Source organism: Paraburkholderia sediminicola, from assembly GCF_046026895.1.
GTDB lineage: Bacteria > Pseudomonadota > Gammaproteobacteria > Burkholderiales > Burkholderiaceae > Paraburkholderia > Paraburkholderia sediminicola_C.
In genome coordinates this window covers 1-14,634 of the sequence record NZ_JAQQEU010000071.1, presented here as the reverse complement: position 1 = coordinate 14,634, position 14,634 = coordinate 1, and the positions used below count along the sequence as shown (strand labels likewise).

Annotated in this window: 11 protein-coding genes and 1 pseudogene; 6 read left to right on the top strand and 6 right to left on the bottom strand. The window is 62.8% G+C overall.

The window, feature by feature from the left end; translation table 11 throughout:
- Window positions 1-28: 28 nt before the first annotated feature.
- From PQR02_RS32110 to PQR02_RS32090, 5 genes are all read right to left on the bottom strand, one after another.
- On the bottom strand, window positions 29-1,897 hold the full coding sequence (locus PQR02_RS32110; protein ID WP_408241177.1) for a TRAP transporter large permease: 1,869 nt from the start codon (window positions 1,895-1,897) through the stop codon (window positions 29-31).
- Between the two features lie 56 nt (window positions 1,898-1,953).
- Entirely contained in the window at window positions 1,954-3,000 is a 1,047-nt protein-coding gene (locus PQR02_RS32105; protein ID WP_408241174.1) for a TRAP transporter substrate-binding protein, read from the bottom strand.
- Window positions 3,001-3,063: 63 nt separating this feature from the next.
- Entirely contained in the window at window positions 3,064-3,846 is a 783-nt protein-coding gene (locus tag PQR02_RS32100; RefSeq protein WP_408241171.1) for a phytanoyl-CoA dioxygenase family protein, read from the bottom strand.
- A gap of 70 nt (window positions 3,847-3,916) precedes the next feature.
- Window positions 3,917-5,308 carry a four-carbon acid sugar kinase family protein gene (locus PQR02_RS32095; RefSeq protein ID WP_408241168.1) on the bottom strand — a complete coding sequence of 464 codons (1,392 nt, stop codon included), beginning with the start codon at window positions 5,306-5,308 and terminating at the stop codon, window positions 3,917-3,919.
- A gap of 6 nt (window positions 5,309-5,314) precedes the next feature.
- On the bottom strand, window positions 5,315-6,565 hold the full coding sequence (locus PQR02_RS32090; protein WP_408241165.1) for a ribulose-bisphosphate carboxylase large subunit family protein: 1,251 nt from the start codon (window positions 6,563-6,565) through the stop codon (window positions 5,315-5,317).
- 405 nt (window positions 6,566-6,970) lie between these two features.
- On the opposite strand from PQR02_RS32090, the gene uxuA reads away from it, so the two are divergent.
- From uxuA to iolB, 3 genes are all read left to right on the top strand, one after another.
- Complete coding sequence (uxuA, locus tag PQR02_RS32085; protein WP_408241162.1) at window positions 6,971-8,029, top strand: mannonate dehydratase; 1,059 nt, start codon at window positions 6,971-6,973, stop codon at window positions 8,027-8,029.
- Complete coding sequence (locus PQR02_RS32080) at window positions 8,016-9,494, top strand: mannitol dehydrogenase family protein (protein ID WP_408241159.1); 1,479 nt, start codon at window positions 8,016-8,018, stop codon at window positions 9,492-9,494. The genes uxuA and PQR02_RS32080 overlap by 14 nt, the downstream gene beginning before the upstream one ends.
- A gap of 69 nt (window positions 9,495-9,563) precedes the next feature.
- The gene (gene iolB / locus PQR02_RS32075) at window positions 9,564-10,394 is read left to right on the top strand and encodes a 5-deoxy-glucuronate isomerase (RefSeq protein WP_408241156.1); all 831 of its coding nucleotides are present in this window, start codon (window positions 9,564-9,566) and stop codon (window positions 10,392-10,394) included.
- Between the two features lie 16 nt (window positions 10,395-10,410).
- On the opposite strand, the gene PQR02_RS32070 is transcribed toward iolB, so the two are convergent.
- Complete coding sequence (locus PQR02_RS32070) at window positions 10,411-11,406, bottom strand: LysR substrate-binding domain-containing protein (RefSeq protein WP_408241153.1); 996 nt, start codon at window positions 11,404-11,406, stop codon at window positions 10,411-10,413.
- Between the two features lie 186 nt (window positions 11,407-11,592).
- On the opposite strand from PQR02_RS32070, the gene PQR02_RS32065 reads away from it, so the two are divergent.
- The 3 genes and pseudogenes from PQR02_RS32065 to PQR02_RS32055 all read left to right on the top strand — a co-directional run.
- The gene (locus tag PQR02_RS32065) at window positions 11,593-12,759 is read left to right on the top strand and encodes a M24 family metallopeptidase (RefSeq protein ID WP_408241150.1); all 1,167 of its coding nucleotides are present in this window, start codon (window positions 11,593-11,595) and stop codon (window positions 12,757-12,759) included.
- Window positions 12,760-12,848: 89 nt separating this feature from the next.
- Window positions 12,849-14,234, top strand: coding sequence for an MFS transporter (locus PQR02_RS32060; protein WP_408241147.1), 1,386 nt, complete (start codon window positions 12,849-12,851; stop codon window positions 14,232-14,234).
- A 38-nt stretch (window positions 14,235-14,272) separates the two neighbouring features.
- Window positions 14,273-14,443, top strand: a pseudogene (locus PQR02_RS32055) (IS110 family transposase); the annotation flags it as partial.
- Window positions 14,444-14,634: the final 191 nt, after the last annotated feature.

The window sequence follows — 14,634 nt, the reverse complement described above, 5'->3', positions numbered from 1 at the left end:
GGTTTTGTCCTGGTAGAGCGCGCTGAATTCAAAGGAAAGCCGTTGACACCCAAGGCACCGCGGCGACCACGGCCAGCCCCACAATCAACGCCCCCAGATAGCCCCAGATCCGGCGCATCGCGAGTGACGGGTCGACACGGCCGATTGCGCAAGCCATGTAGTATCCCACTCCAAAAGGTGGAGCGAACAGACCGACACCCATCGCCAGTACCACGACCATCGCATACTGTACCTCGTTGATGGCGAGCGTTCGCGCAACGGGAAACAGCAATGGACCGAACAGGACGATGGCCGGAATGCCTTCCAGCACGCTGCCTAGGACGATGAATGCCGCAACCGAGACGACCATGAAAGTCGGGGCTCCTCCGGGAAGATGCGACATCACGTCGGCCAGGTCCTGCGAGAAGCCGGACTGCGTCAGCGCCCACGCCATACCGGTCGCCGTGCCGATAATTAGCAGAATCGAGCCCGAGAGCGCGGCTGTGTCAACGAGCATCGCTTTCAGACGGCGCCATTCGAACTGGCGATAGATGAGGAGCCCGACCACGACGGCATACACCACGCCGATGGTCGACACCTCGGTGGCCGTCGCAACGCCTTCCACGACGGCCGTGCGGATGACCACCGGCAAGAGCAGTGCGGGTAGCGCAACCACCAAGCTGCGGCCGATCACCTTCCATCCGGCGCGTGAGGTTTGCGCCTTCCCCTCGCTACGGCTGCGCAACCATACCACGACGCACAGCGCGAGCCCCAAGGTGATGGACGGCAACAGCCCACCCAGAAACAGTGCGGTAATCGAGACGCCTGTCACCGAGCCGATCGTGATGAGCACGATACCTGGTGGCACAGTTTCCGTCTGCGCGCCGGTGGCCGCGAGCAACGCGGTCAGGTCGCCCGGGTCCGAGCCGCGCTTCTGCATTTCGGGAAACAGCACCGGGGCGACCGCGGCCATGTCCGCGGCCTTGGAACCCGAAATGCCGGAGAGCAGATACATGGCGCCGATCAGCACGTACGACAGGCCGCCGCGCACATGCCCAAGCAGGTTGGCGAGGAACGCGACCATTGCACGTGCAATGCCGGTCATTTCCATTAACTGCCCGACGAACACGAAGAGCGGTACGGCCAGCAACATGACGTGCGACATACCCTCGTCCATTCGACTGATGACCACGGTGAGCGGCACCGTGGTGGTTAGCGCGAGATAGCTGAAGGTCGCGAGACCGAACGCGAAGGCGATCGGCACGCCGGCTAGCACCGTCAGTGTCACGATCCCGACGAAGAAGATCACGAGGTTGTAGTTGCCGAGCCGCTCGAGCAGCGGATGCGCCGCGGCCAGGACCGCGGCGATCGCCACCACCATCGCCACGGCGGCCAGCGTGGCCCGCCAGTTGGCCACGCGAGTGAGTTTCAACAGCGCCGACAACGTCATCAGCGCCGCCCCTACCGGCATTGCCGCGGCCCGCCACATCGACGAGAGTTCGAGCACCGGCGTGGAGACGTCGGCCTCGTGATACGCATAGCCGAACGCAGGCGCGAGAATCAGCAAGAGGAAAGCAAGTGACGCGGCTACCGCGAGAACATCGAAAAAAGCACGCGTCGTGGCGCTTACCCGGTCAACCATCGCTGTCATTCGCATGTGGTTGCCGCGCCAGAACGCAATCACCGATCCGAGCATGGCGAGCCATAAAAAAAGCAGCGATGCCAGTTCGTCTGACCAGTCGAGCGGACGGTGCAGCGCGTAGCGCGACACAACGCCGCCGAACAGCAGCACGACTTCAGCCAGCACGAGCAATGCGGCCGCCGCTTCAACCGTCCAGACCAGCGCGCCCTCGAGCCTGGCCGCGAGGTTGTCCGCCGTCGCAGGGAATGGCGCGGTTTGAGTCATGTGGGACTTCATCTTCTTTCTCCTCGGCTTCGACTTCGGACCCTGGATTTGCGGATGGGCGGCTCGCGTCAGCCGAGCTTGCCCACGGCTTGCTCCAGCAACGCCCAGTAGTCATTGCCGTACTTCTCACGCATATCCGCGTAGAAGCGTGTCTTCCCAAGAGCGGTGCGAAATGCGGCCGGATCGACCGTCGAGAACTGCATGCCCTTTTTTGAAAGATCCGCTTGCAGGCTTTTGCTCAGCGCGACAATGTCGGCTCGCTGATCCTGGACAGAGCGTGCGAATTCAGTCTCGACGATCTTTTGCAAGTCGGGCGGCAGGCGGTTCCATGCGTCTTTGTTGGCAAGGGTCCAGAAGCCGTCCCAGATGTGGTTGGTCAGGCTGCAATATTTCTGCACTTCATAGAACTTTCCGGAGTTGATCAGTGCAAGCGGATTTTCCTGGCCGTCCACCACATGCGTCTGCAAGGCGCTATAAAGCTCGTTGTAGTTGAGCGGCGTGGGACCCGCGCCGAGCGCCGTGAAAAGGGATGTATAGGCGGGATTGGGAGGCACACGAAGCTTCAGACCCGCGAGATCAGCGGGCGAACGCACCGCACGCAGCGATGAAGTGACCTGGCGGAAGCCGTTGTCCCACAGGCCGCCGATCGCGACTATCTCGCCAGTGCGGGTGACGTCTTCGCGGATCTTCGCGCCGAGCGCGCCATCCATTGCCTTCCAGACCTGCTCGTAGCTGGTAAAGGCGAAGCCTGTACTCGCGATTCCCGACGACTTCACATAGTTGCCGAGATTGCCGTGGCCGAGCGTCATGAATTCGACCGCGCCACTGCGTGTCTGCGAAAGCGTGTCGGCATCGGAGCCCAATTGGTTGGCCGGGAAAAGCCTGATGTCGAGGCGTCCGTTGGTGGCTGCCCTGATCCGTTCAAGCGCTTCACCGGCACGCTTGTTCAGCGGATGCCCCGCGTCGAGCGCCGTGGCGAGCTTGTAGTTGAATTCGGCCGCGCGAACGCCGCGCGGCAAAATGGCGGCGAAGCCCGCCGTGATCCCTGCCGCCACGCTGGCCTTGAGCACCATGCGGCGCTTTGAGCCGAGCGGATTTCTTGTGTGCTGGTCCATCGTTGTCTCCTGGGCGCGTTCACAGCGCCTGTCGGTTTTTATCTGGCCGGCGCGTGCCGGCGTTTAGCCGTGAAGGCTGCTGACGTATTGCGCGAACGCTTCGGGCGGTGTGGCGCTTACCGGCTCGAACGTCTGGTGCGCAATAAATTCCGGCCGGGTCGGCTTGCGAATCGCATTCGACACCGCGCTGTACGTGACATAAACGATGCGGCGTGGCAGCGGCGTCATGTTGCCCGCGGAGCCGTGCACGGCGTTGCCGTGAAACATCAGGACGCTGCCCGCACCGCCGGTCGCAACAGCTATATCCCTACCGGAGTGAATCATGTTTTCCACGTCCTTCAGGTCCATCCAACGGCGGTTGTTTTCCTTCGGTGTGGTCGGGATCATGCCGCGCTTATGGCTGCCGGGTACAAACATCAGGGCGCCGTTGGTCGGGTATACATCGTCGAGAAAGATCGCGATGTTCATCGCACGCGCGTCGGGCATGCCGTCGTCCTCGTGCCAGGTGACGAAGTCCTGATGCCACGGGAACGTGTCGCCGTCGAACGCGACTTTCGGATTGACCTTGAACTGATGGATGTATAACGATTCCCCAATCAGCTGCTCAACGGGCTGGACGAGGCGCGCATCGCTGGAAAGCGTGCGGAAAATGTCGCTGTACTGATGACAACCGAAAGCCGTGCGCGGCGCGCCGTTCTTCTCGCGCCAGATTTCCGGGCGCTGCACCTGAGTGATATCGGCGGCTTCGCGGCGCAGCACGTCAACTTCATCCGCTGAAAAAACGTCTGGCAATACCAGAAAACCGGCTTCGTTGTATTGATTGACCTGGTCCTGGGTGAGCTTCATTACTCTGTCTCCTGTTTTGGCGGGTGCACGCACCCGGTTGATGACGGGTAGAGCCTGGCCGGCTCTATGGTCAGCGCCAATGCCGGCCCTCGCGGGCCAGCACAAAATGATTGTCGTCGCCGTTCTGACCGGCCTTCAGCAGCACCTGTGCGCCGTTCAACATCGGGTCCGCGGCGTGAATGCGCATGAAGGCGTCCTGGGATGCCGGGTTGATTGCATCAACGCTGAGCGCGTCGATGCCGAGTCGGCGCATCGTCTGACTGGACGTGTCGCCGCCCGCCACGACGAAACGCGGCAGGTGCCGCGCGGCCGACACGCGCCGTAGCACTGCGCCATACAGTCCGCCGATGATCGCCGAGGACTCGGCACCCATCTGCTCGCACACCTGAGTTCCAGTGGCGATACTCGCGTCGTCCAGACCCGAGGCCGTGTAGATCACCACGCTTTGCTCGCGTTCCAATGCGTTGCAAACCTGGCGCGCGAGCGAATCGGCGAGTTCGTTTTCGCCATGCATAGCGAGCTCTGCGAGCGAGAGACGCAGCACCAGCCACCCCTGTGACTTTGCATGGGCAATTTGCGCAGCGGTGTGCGGCGTGCAACTCCCCGACAGCACCACGATGCTACTGACGGGGCCTTGTGATTCGCCATTACCGGCTTCGACGTGCCGATCGCCGAGGTGTGCGGCGAGTCCGGCCGCCAGGCCGTGCGATGCCAGGGTGAAGACGGGGCGTCGCGCTGAGGCGTGCCAGACGGCGTGCGCTATTTTGCGCAAGTCGTCTGGCTCGATTGCGTCGAACAGGGTGGCCGCGGTCGCCTTGGCCGGATCTGCCTCGTGCTGGTCGATCAACGCCACTATCCGGTCCACCGATGCGCGACGCAGCGTGGGGAAATCACAGCCGCCGATAGGCAACGCCGTCTGTCGCGCAAGATGGACTCGCAGGTCGGCCTCGTGCATTGGGGTGGCGGGATGAGCGGCCATGCTCGGATGGCGGTCAAGGCGAAAGACTTCGCCGCGAAAGGTTGCAAAGTGGTGACCGAACGCGGTATATCGGCCGAAGTCCGGATGTGCGGCGACGATCGGCACGTTCTGCATACCGAAGCATTGTCGCGCCAGTTCCAGCACCGCGCCGAAGCTGCCCTGCTCAGGCGACGAATCGAAGGTCGCGCAAATCTTGTACTGAATCACTCTGGCGCCGGCGCCCTTGAATAATTGAAAGGCAGGCTCGATTTCGGCGGCCATTGCATGCGGCGGCAACGATCGCGCGATACCTGCCACGCCCGCCACATCCAGGTGGGCGGTGGCCTCTTTAAAGCGTTCCAGACTCGGTGTTTCAACGAACAGGATGCCGCGCAAACCCCTGCGATGAAACTCGAGCAGATTGCCCGCTGCTCCGGTGAAATCGTCGCCGTAGAAGGCGATCGGCGCGCCGTGTGGCCGTTGCGGGATGGAGGTCTCGTGCATGGCCGTTCAGGCTGCAAAAGCGCCGAGCGCCCGGGCGAGGGCAGGGCGCCCGATCGCATAATCGTCGAGGGATACGCCCTCGAGTGCCGCCGCCCACGCCTCCTTGATACTTTCCACGCCCGATGCGATCCCGTCGGGATGGCCGAGAATGCCGCCGCCGCACGCATAGATCAGATCTGTCGACTTCATCGCGCGGTAGGTGTCGAGCGCCTGCCAGACCGTTTGCTTCGACGAGAAAACCGGCATGACGGGCCAGACCGGGCCGCCGTCGCCGAACACCGGCGCAACGCAGGCCTGCGCCGAGCGCACCACCGATTCGTTCGACTCATAGAACTTGTTGTCCAGCCCGTTCACGTGGATGTGATCGGCGCCGGCGATCCGGAACAGCTTGTGCCATGCGCGAAAGTCGACGCCAAAGCCCGGAGCCCGGCTCATCGTGCCGAAGCCATTGCGGTGCCCATGAATCGGAAGCTGCGAATGCCGCCGCAAACGGGCCAGCGCCGGCAGGCCGATCCAGTTGAGGCTGACCATCACGCAGTTGCCGCCGGACGCCAGAACCTTGTCGTGACGCCGCAGCATTTCATCGACTTCGCCCGTGATGTTGAAGGCGTACATGACTTTGCGGCCCGTACATTCGGTGTAGCGGCGCAGCTTGTCGAGAACGGCGTCGACGCGCTGATCGAACGGACAGTGGGGCGGATCCGCCATCAGTTCGTCGTCCTTGATGAAGTCGATACCGCCCTCGGCGAGCCGCTCCACTAGCGACGCGGTCTCGTCGGGCGTCAAGCCGACGCTCGGTTTCACGATCGTGCCAATGATGGGCATGCCTTCGATCTGAGTTACCCGCCTCGTACCTTCCACGCCGAATTGGGGGCCCGCGTAAGCATCGGCGAGCACCGAGGGCAACTCGACATCGACCAGCCGCAGCGCGCTGACCGACTGGACGTCGAAGATATTGCCCGCAAACGTGGCCAGCATGTTCGGCAGCGACGTGCCGGTGTTCTCGAGCGGCCACGACAGCTTCACCTCGCAGCGGCGCACCGCCGAGGCGGACGGGTGAGCAATCGAGCCGGCCAGAGGCGTTTCCACCTCCACGATTTCATCGATGCGTGCGCCGTGCCGTTCGGCAATCGAAGCGCGTTCACCGGGAATGGCAACAAACGTGGCGGTGGACGACTCGCCGGCCATCTCTGCGGCGGCATCCTGCGGATCCAGCGAGGTTTCGATCAGGTATCGGGCGGCAAATCGATGTGACACAGTAGGCTCCGCGTGGTTGTTGGTGACTGTATGAAATATTATTTTTCCAGAAACGTCAAAGAAAATTTAATTTTATTACGGGCTTTCGGGGTATGTCCTGGGTTCGCGCCGGAGCCCCGTCAGCAGCGATTCCGGTCGTAAGCAGAGGCTTAGGCTAACTCATGAGGACGAGAGGATGGCACAGCGACGTATTCCACAATCGTATAGAAGAATGGTTATTCTTCATTTTAAAGATATGTCATTCGCCGCTAGTATCCAGACTCCTGGTCGCGCCGCGTGGCGGACGCCAGGGGCGGACGGCGTCCACAGACTGCCGCGCAGGGCCGATGCGTCTGTGTCGGCTCAACCATTCATTGTGCGCAGCGGCGTCGAAGGCGAGGCGAGCGGCTGCAAGGAGACCCGAACGTGAAAATGACCTTTCGCTGGTATGGCGACACGGACGCCGTGCCGCTTGCTTATATCCGTCAGATCCCCGGCATGGTCGGGGTTGTCTCGGCGGTCTACGACGTGCCTGTGGGCGACGTGTGGCCGATCGACAGGATCGTGTCGCTGAAAGAGAAGATAGAGGCTCACGGGCTGACACTGGAAGTGATCGAAAGCGTGCCGGTGCATGAGGACATCAAGCTAGGCAAACCGACGCGCGACAGGCTCATCGCCAACTACGGCCAGACGCTGCGCAACCTGGGCGCGTGCGGCGTAAAGGTGGTGTGCTACAACTTCATGCCGGTGTTCGACTGGACCCGCACCTCGCTGGACATGCCCCTGCCTGATGGATCGACGACGCTCGCGTTCGACACTCAAGCGATCCGCGAGCTCGACGTCAGTCAGGGTATCCAGTTACCCGGCTGGGACGCGAGCTATCGGCCCGAGCAATTGAAAGCCCTGTTGCGCGACTATGAAGCGCTTGACGAAGCCGGGCTGTGGGCCAATCTCGACTACTTCCTGCGCGCGATCATTCCGGTAGCCAAGGAAGCCGGCATCAAGATGGCGATCCACCCCGACGATCCGCCGCGGCCGATTTTCGGACTACCGCGCATCGTCAAGAATCGCGCGGACCTTCAGCGCGTGCTGGCTATCGTCGACGATCCCGCCAATGGCCTGACGCTGTGTTCGGGATCGCTGGGCGCGGACCTGCAAAACGATATTCCGGCACTGGTGCGCGAGTTCGGCGCGCGCGGCCGGATTCATTTCGCGCACCTGCGTAACGTGCAAATCAATGCGGCAGGCGACTTTCATGAGACCTCGCATCGCTCGGCCGATGGCTCGCTCGACATGGCGGAAATCGTCAAAGCCTATTTCGAAACCGGCTTCGAAGGCTATGCAAGGCCGGACCATGGACGAATGATCTGGGGCGAAACGGGCCGCGCCGGCTACGGGCTATTCGACCGCGCGCTAGGCGCGGTCTACCTGAACGGCATCTGGGAAGGTCTCGCCAAACATCCGGCCGATCATGCGGCTGAGTAATGCTGCGCTAGCAACGCTCGCGGCGCGCGCCGCCGGCGAAGTCGTCGTTCCCGCCTACGATCGCGGGAGCCTTGCACCGGGCATCGTTCATCTGGGCCTCGGGGCATTTCATCGTGCGCACCAGGCCGTCTACACCGAACACACGTTGCGCGCTGGCGATCATCGTTGGGGCATCGTCGGCGTGTCGTTGCGACGGGCGGACACGTCGGAGGCGCTCGCTCCGCAGGATCATCTGTATGTGGTGGACGTGCGCGACGGATCCGCGGAGTCTTTCCAGGTGATCGGTGCGCTCATTACTTCGCTGGTCGCGCCGCAGTCGGCCGCCGCCGTGCTCGGTGCGATGAGTGATCCGCGCTGCCATATCGTCAGCTTGACGATCACCGAGAAGGGCTATTGCCGCAATCCGGCCAGCGGCGCATTGCAGTTCGAGCATCCCGACATCGCTCATGATCTGCGCGAGGCCGTCGCGCCGCGTAGTGCGATCGGCTTCGTCGTGCGCGCGCTGGCGCTGCGTCGCGCGGCCGGCTTGGGCCCGTTTACCGTGCTGTCGTGTGACAACCTGCCGTCCAACGGCGACACGATGCGCGCGTTGACGCTGGCGTTCGCGCGTGAAGCGGATCCAGCGCTGGCCGACTGGATCGAGCAAAAGGGCGCATTCCCCAACACGATGGTGGATCGGATCGTGCCGCTCACCACCAACGCCGATCGTACGCGCGTAGCGAAGCAACTCGGCGCCGACGATGCATGGCCGGTGGTGACCGAGCCATTTTCGCAATGGGTGATCGAAGACCGCTTCGCTGGGCCGCGGCCGGCGTGGGAGCACGCAGGCGCGACGCTCGTGGATGACGCGCGTCCCTATGAACAGGCCAAATTGCGGATGTTGAACAGTGCGCATTCGGCGCTCGCTTACTTCGGGTCGTTGATCGGCTATGACACCGTCGATCAGGCGATCGGCGCGCCGGCCGTACTAAACTTCGTCGAAAGCATGTTGCGCGACGAGGTGGAGCCGACGCTGTCGCGACCCGATTTGGCCGCCTATCGCGCTGAACTGTTCACGCGTTTTCGCAACACCGCACTCGATCACCGCTTGCAACAGATCGCGACCGACGGCTCGCAGAAACTACCGCAGCGCTGGCTGGAAAGCGTGCGCGCCAACCTGAAAAGCGGCGCGCCGATCGAACGTCTCGCCTTTGCGCTGGCCGGCTGGATCGCCTACCTCGGCGGTGTGGACGAGACAGGGCGCACCTACGCGGTCGCGGATCCGCTCGCCGGCACACTGACCGAAGCGGTCCGCTCGACCTTGCTCGCGGATACAGTTGATGCGGTACGAACACTGCTCGAAATCGAGTCGATTTTCGGTTGCGATCTGCGCGCGCACCTGCGCTTCGTCGCGCAAGTCGCACGCCATTTGGATGCGATTCGCACACAAGGAGTCGTCAAAGCGATGGGCGCTTTTGCCGCTTGAGGCCATTCACGTGTCCGCCGCGACCGCCGAGTTTTGCCGCTTAGCAAACCTGAATAATTGGAGGAAGACATGAGCGACCTGCTCGTCAAACCGTCAACGCATGCCGAAGATGGCCAGATCATCCACGTCACGCCGGCGAGCGCCGGCTGGAAATACGTCGGCTTCGATGTTTTCGACCTGAAGCCTGGCGCGACAGTTACTCGTGAGACGGGCGATCGCGAAGTCGTGGTGGTGTTGGTCAAGGGGCACGCAACGGTGGGGTGTGAAGGGCTCGCGAGCCGCGCGATCGGCGCACGGCTCTCGCCATTCGATGGCGCACCGTGGTCCATGTACGTGCCACCGCATACGCGCTATACGATCGTGGCCGCGGACCACGTCGAACTCGGCATCTGCTCTGCGCCGGCGAAGGGAGGTCTGCCGCCGCGTTTCATTGCACCTGACGAAGTCAAGCAGGAAACCCGCGGCGCCGGCGCCAATCTGCGTCACGTGCGCCACATCCTGCCGGAAACCGAGCCGGCGGAGAGTTTGCTGGTGGTGGAATCGGTAACGCCGGCGGGCAACTGGTCGAGCTACCCGCCGCATCGCCACGATACCGACGATGGCGAGCAGCAGACCTATCTCGAGGAAACCTATTACCACCGCGTCTCGCCGCCGCAGGGCTTCGCGATTCAGCGCGTCTATACCGACGACCGCAGTCTCGACGAAACGCTCGCGGCGTACGACAAGCATGTCGTGCTGGTTCCGCGCGGCTATCACCCGGTTGCCGCGGCGCACGGCTACGACCTCTACTACCTGAATGTGATGGCCGGTCCGCGCCGCACCTGGCACGTACACAACGAGCCTGCGCATGAGTGGTTGCTACAGCCCGGCGCAAGCGTCGCGGTGGACGGCCTGCGCTGAGTTCCGTCACGGTAAGTCAGTCGCTGTCGACGTCGGGGCCTTGGGTATCGAATCCGGCGGCCTCGCGCAGGGCTTGCAGCATCGCCCGCGCACCCGGTGAGAGCCTGTCGCCGCGCCGCGTGACGATGCCCGCCGGTCCGAGCTTCAGATCGAGTTCGAGCGGTAGCGGTTCGAGCGCGCCGGCAATGCAATACGGCCGCACCGGTTCGCGCGCAAGCGGCGCGATCATATCGCTCATTTGCAGCAGACTCGTGATGACAGGCAGCGACGAACTCTCGACCACATCCGTCGGCAACGCGAGCTGCCGTTCAAGAAAAAGTTGCGTGAACTGATTGCGCATCACGTTGCCTTTCGGCGGCAGGATCCACGTTTGTGATGCCAGTTCGTTCCAGCTCAGAGTCTTGCGCTTGACGAGCGGATGGCCCACGCGTGCGAACAGCGCGTGCTGTGCTTCTGCGAGCGGGGCATAGTGGAGTTCCGCCAGATCGTCCGGATTGCGGATTCGCGCGACGATCATATCCAGCTTGCCCTCCTGCAGACGCTGCACCAGCACCTCGCTGAATTCCATTTCGATGTTCACGCGAATCTGCGGAAAGCGCTTCTTGAGCAGCGCCACGGCTTGCGGCACGAGGTTGGTGGCCGCCGTGACCTCGGTGCCGATCATTGCCTGCCCGGTCAGGCCGGCTTTGAGCGCGGACACTTCGTCGTACGCGTGCTGCAACTCTGCCAGCACGCTGCGCGCGTGGCGGATCAGCACCTCGCCGTACCAGGTGGGCTCGACCCCGCGCGGATGCCGTTCGAACAATTGCACACCCATCGTCTCTTCCAGTTCGCGCAGCAGCTTGGTCGCCCCGGGTTGGGTCATGTGCGCGGCGTCCGCCGCGCGCAATACCGAGCGATGGATGTCGAGTTGAACGATCAGGGCCAGTTGGCGCGTCTTTAGGCGCGTGGGGTCGAAGCGGCCGGTGGCCATTGCCCGCGCGCCTTCGTCCGGATGGATCGCTGAAGTCATGACGCCGTTTCCATGTATTCCGTATCGATATACATTATGAGTTATTTTTCATTATAAAAGAATACCGCCCAGTTCTACTATGCAGAAGGCGTTCTGCCGTCGAGGTAGGGCGGATTCCCATCACAGGCATCTAGACCGGCTGCAGCCGATATCCGCGGGTGCAGCCGCACAGGAGACGAAGAAGCAATGAACACCCGTACCGCAGACATCCCGCTGGAAGGCATCACAACCGACGAGTTCCTTGGCCGCGTCGCGAAGGTCCGCAGCGCACTCGACAAGGCGGGGCTGGTCGGCTTGCTCGCCTTCGGCGATTGCTGGCGTGGCGCGAACATCGGCTACTTTACCGAGTTCCGTCCACTCGACGGCGTGTCGGACATCGCGAACGCGATCCTGCTGCTGCCCGTGGACGGCGACCCCGTGCTGTTCGTGTCGGATCAATGCTTCGACTATGCGACGAGCGTTACCGCCTTCGAGGTGCGCAGCCTGCGTGAAGTCACGCAACAGGTGGAGGCCTTCTCTGCGCGGCATCGCAGCGGCACGGTCGGCCTTGCCGGCGCTGCCTATATTCCCGCGAACCTGTTGCAGCGCCTGAACGCCGGTCTCGGCGAACTGAAGCTCGAACCGACGATGGTGCTGGCCGAAATCAAGGCGGTCAAGAGCGACGCCGAAGTGGCGCTGATGCGCAAAGCGGCAGCCTTGACCGATTCGGCGATGGCCGCGATTCGCGACGCGCTCGCCGACGGCCGTCCATACACCGAGCGTGAGCTCGCTCTGATCGCTGACCGCGCGATGCTCGCGGGAGGAGCAGACCGGACCGCGTTCGATTCGATGGTGCAATCCGGTCCGCGCTCGGCGTATAACCTGGCGCGCCCCACCGACCGTATCCTGCAACCGGGCGACCTGATCATGACCGACATCGGCGCGCGTTATCGTGGGTACGTGGCCGATGGCGGACGCGGTTTTACCTACGGTCCGGCGAGTCCCGAGAAGATGGCGATCGTCGCGGCAGCGGCGCGCGCGGTTGAAGCGGGGCTTGCCGCCGCGCGCCCCGGCATGGCGGCCATGGAACTGAACGCGGTGATCCAGCAGGCGCTGGTGAAATCGAACTACGAGCAATACTCGAGCGAAGCGCGCGGCCATGGCACCGGTCACGGTACCGGTATGGACCCGGAAGAAGAAGCGCCATGGATCGGGCCGGGCAACAAGACCGTGCTGCAGGAAAACATGGTCTTCACCCTGAAGGCGACGATCACGGTGCCGAACGTCGGCGGTTTGCGCACGGAACGTATCGTGCGGTTGACCTCGGGCGGCGTCGAAACGCTCGACCAGTTCCCGATGGAACTGCACTGGTGAGTGCCGCTAATTTATCGTAACGTGCCGGCGAATCTGCGCCGCGGACACGCAGCAGTTCAAAACATAGATTCCCAGAGAAGGGAGGAGACATGAACACATCGCCCGTTTCATCCGGCAATGCGCCGGCTATTAGCCAGTCGGCCGTCAACCGTGTGCTGGTCGCTTCGGTGGTCGGGACTGCCATCGAGTGGTACGACTTTTTTCTCTATGCCACCGCATCGGCGCTGGTCTTCGCCAAGCTGTTCTTCCCCTCGTTCGATCCGGTGGTCGGCACCATTGCGGCGTTTGGCAGTTTTGCGGTCGGCTATCTCGCACGGCCGTTCGGCGCCGTGTTTTTCGGGCATTTCGGCGATCGCATCGGACGTAAGGCGACGCTTGTCGCGACGCTGACAATAATGGGCGTCGGCACCTTCGTCATCGGCCTGCTGCCGACTTACGCTTCGATCGGCGTCTGGGCGCCGATCCTGCTGGTGGCGATGCGCTTCCTGCAAGGGCTCGGTGTCGGCGGCGAATGGGGCGGCGCGGTGCTGATGGTGGTCGAAACGGCGCCGGCCAGGAAACGCGGCTTCTTCGGCGCGTTTCCGCAACTGGGCGTGCCGCTCGGACTGATGCTCTCGACCGCGGTATTCAAAGCCGTCTCGAGTCTGCCGTCGGACGCCTTCTATTCATGGGGATGGCGCCTGCCGTTCCTGCTGAGCGTCGCGCTGATCGCGATCGGCCTGTTCATCCGCCTGCGCGTCATGGAGTCGCCGGTATTCGAACAGATCAAGGCGAGCAAGCAGGTCGTGAAGGCGCCACTGATCGAATTGCTGCGCCGGCATCCGAAAGACCTCGTGCTGACGATCGGCACGCGCTTCGCGGTCGACATCACTTTCAACGTGATCAACGTTTTCGTGCTGGTCTACGGAACGACACGGCTCGGCTTGTCGCGTGGACTGCTGCTGAACGCCATCATTGTGGGCTGCGCGTTTGCGCTGATCACGCTACCGCTGTTCGGCAAACTGTCGGACGCGATTGGACGCCGGACCGTATTCATGCTCGGCGCGGTGTTCGTGGCGATCTATGGATTCGCGTTCTTTCCGTTGCTCGAGACCCGCAATCCGACCTTGATTTTCGTGGCGTACGTCTGCGGTATCGCGTTGAGCCAGGCGTCGGTGTACGGCGTGCAATCGACGTGGTTTGCGGAACTGTTCGGTACGCGGGTGCGCTATACGGGTGCTTCGCTGCCGTATCAGATCGCCGGCATCATCACGTCGGGACCGACGCCGTTGATCGCCACCTATCTGTTCGCCACATATGGCCAGACGCTGCCCATCTCGATCTATATCGCCGCGACTGCATTGCTGAGCCTCGTGTGCGCGTTTTTCCTCGCCGAGACTTTCAGGCGGGATCTGTCCGCGGAGCCGGAAGATGAGGCGGCCGCAGCGCTTGGTACGCGTGCGTCCGCTCACTCGCCGCATCCTCTGCCGCGCTGAGCGCAAATCGTTACATTCTGGCGGGCCGCCTTTCGGACCGTCTGGCGATTGAGGCACGTGGCAGTGTGCACCGGTGGGCCCGCAAGATCAAGGCGCTCGGGCACGATGTGGTGGTGTTGCATGCGAAGTTCATCCGACCGTTTGTCCGGACGAACAAGACCGACGCGGCGGATGCACGGGCAATCTGGACGGCGGTACAGCAACCAGGATGCGGACGATTACGGGCGCGTGCGAGCGGCTTAACGAAACGCCAAAAAGCGAAGAAGATTGGGCGGAGAATCGATTTCAAGTTGCGCGGCGTCGCTCGCTGAGTCGCGTGTGCGCAAGCCACTCGCACGTCGCCTGGCTGACCGGAGTGTCTCGTGAAAGTGGCGCCGACTGATGCGGCGAAACTCAGGTT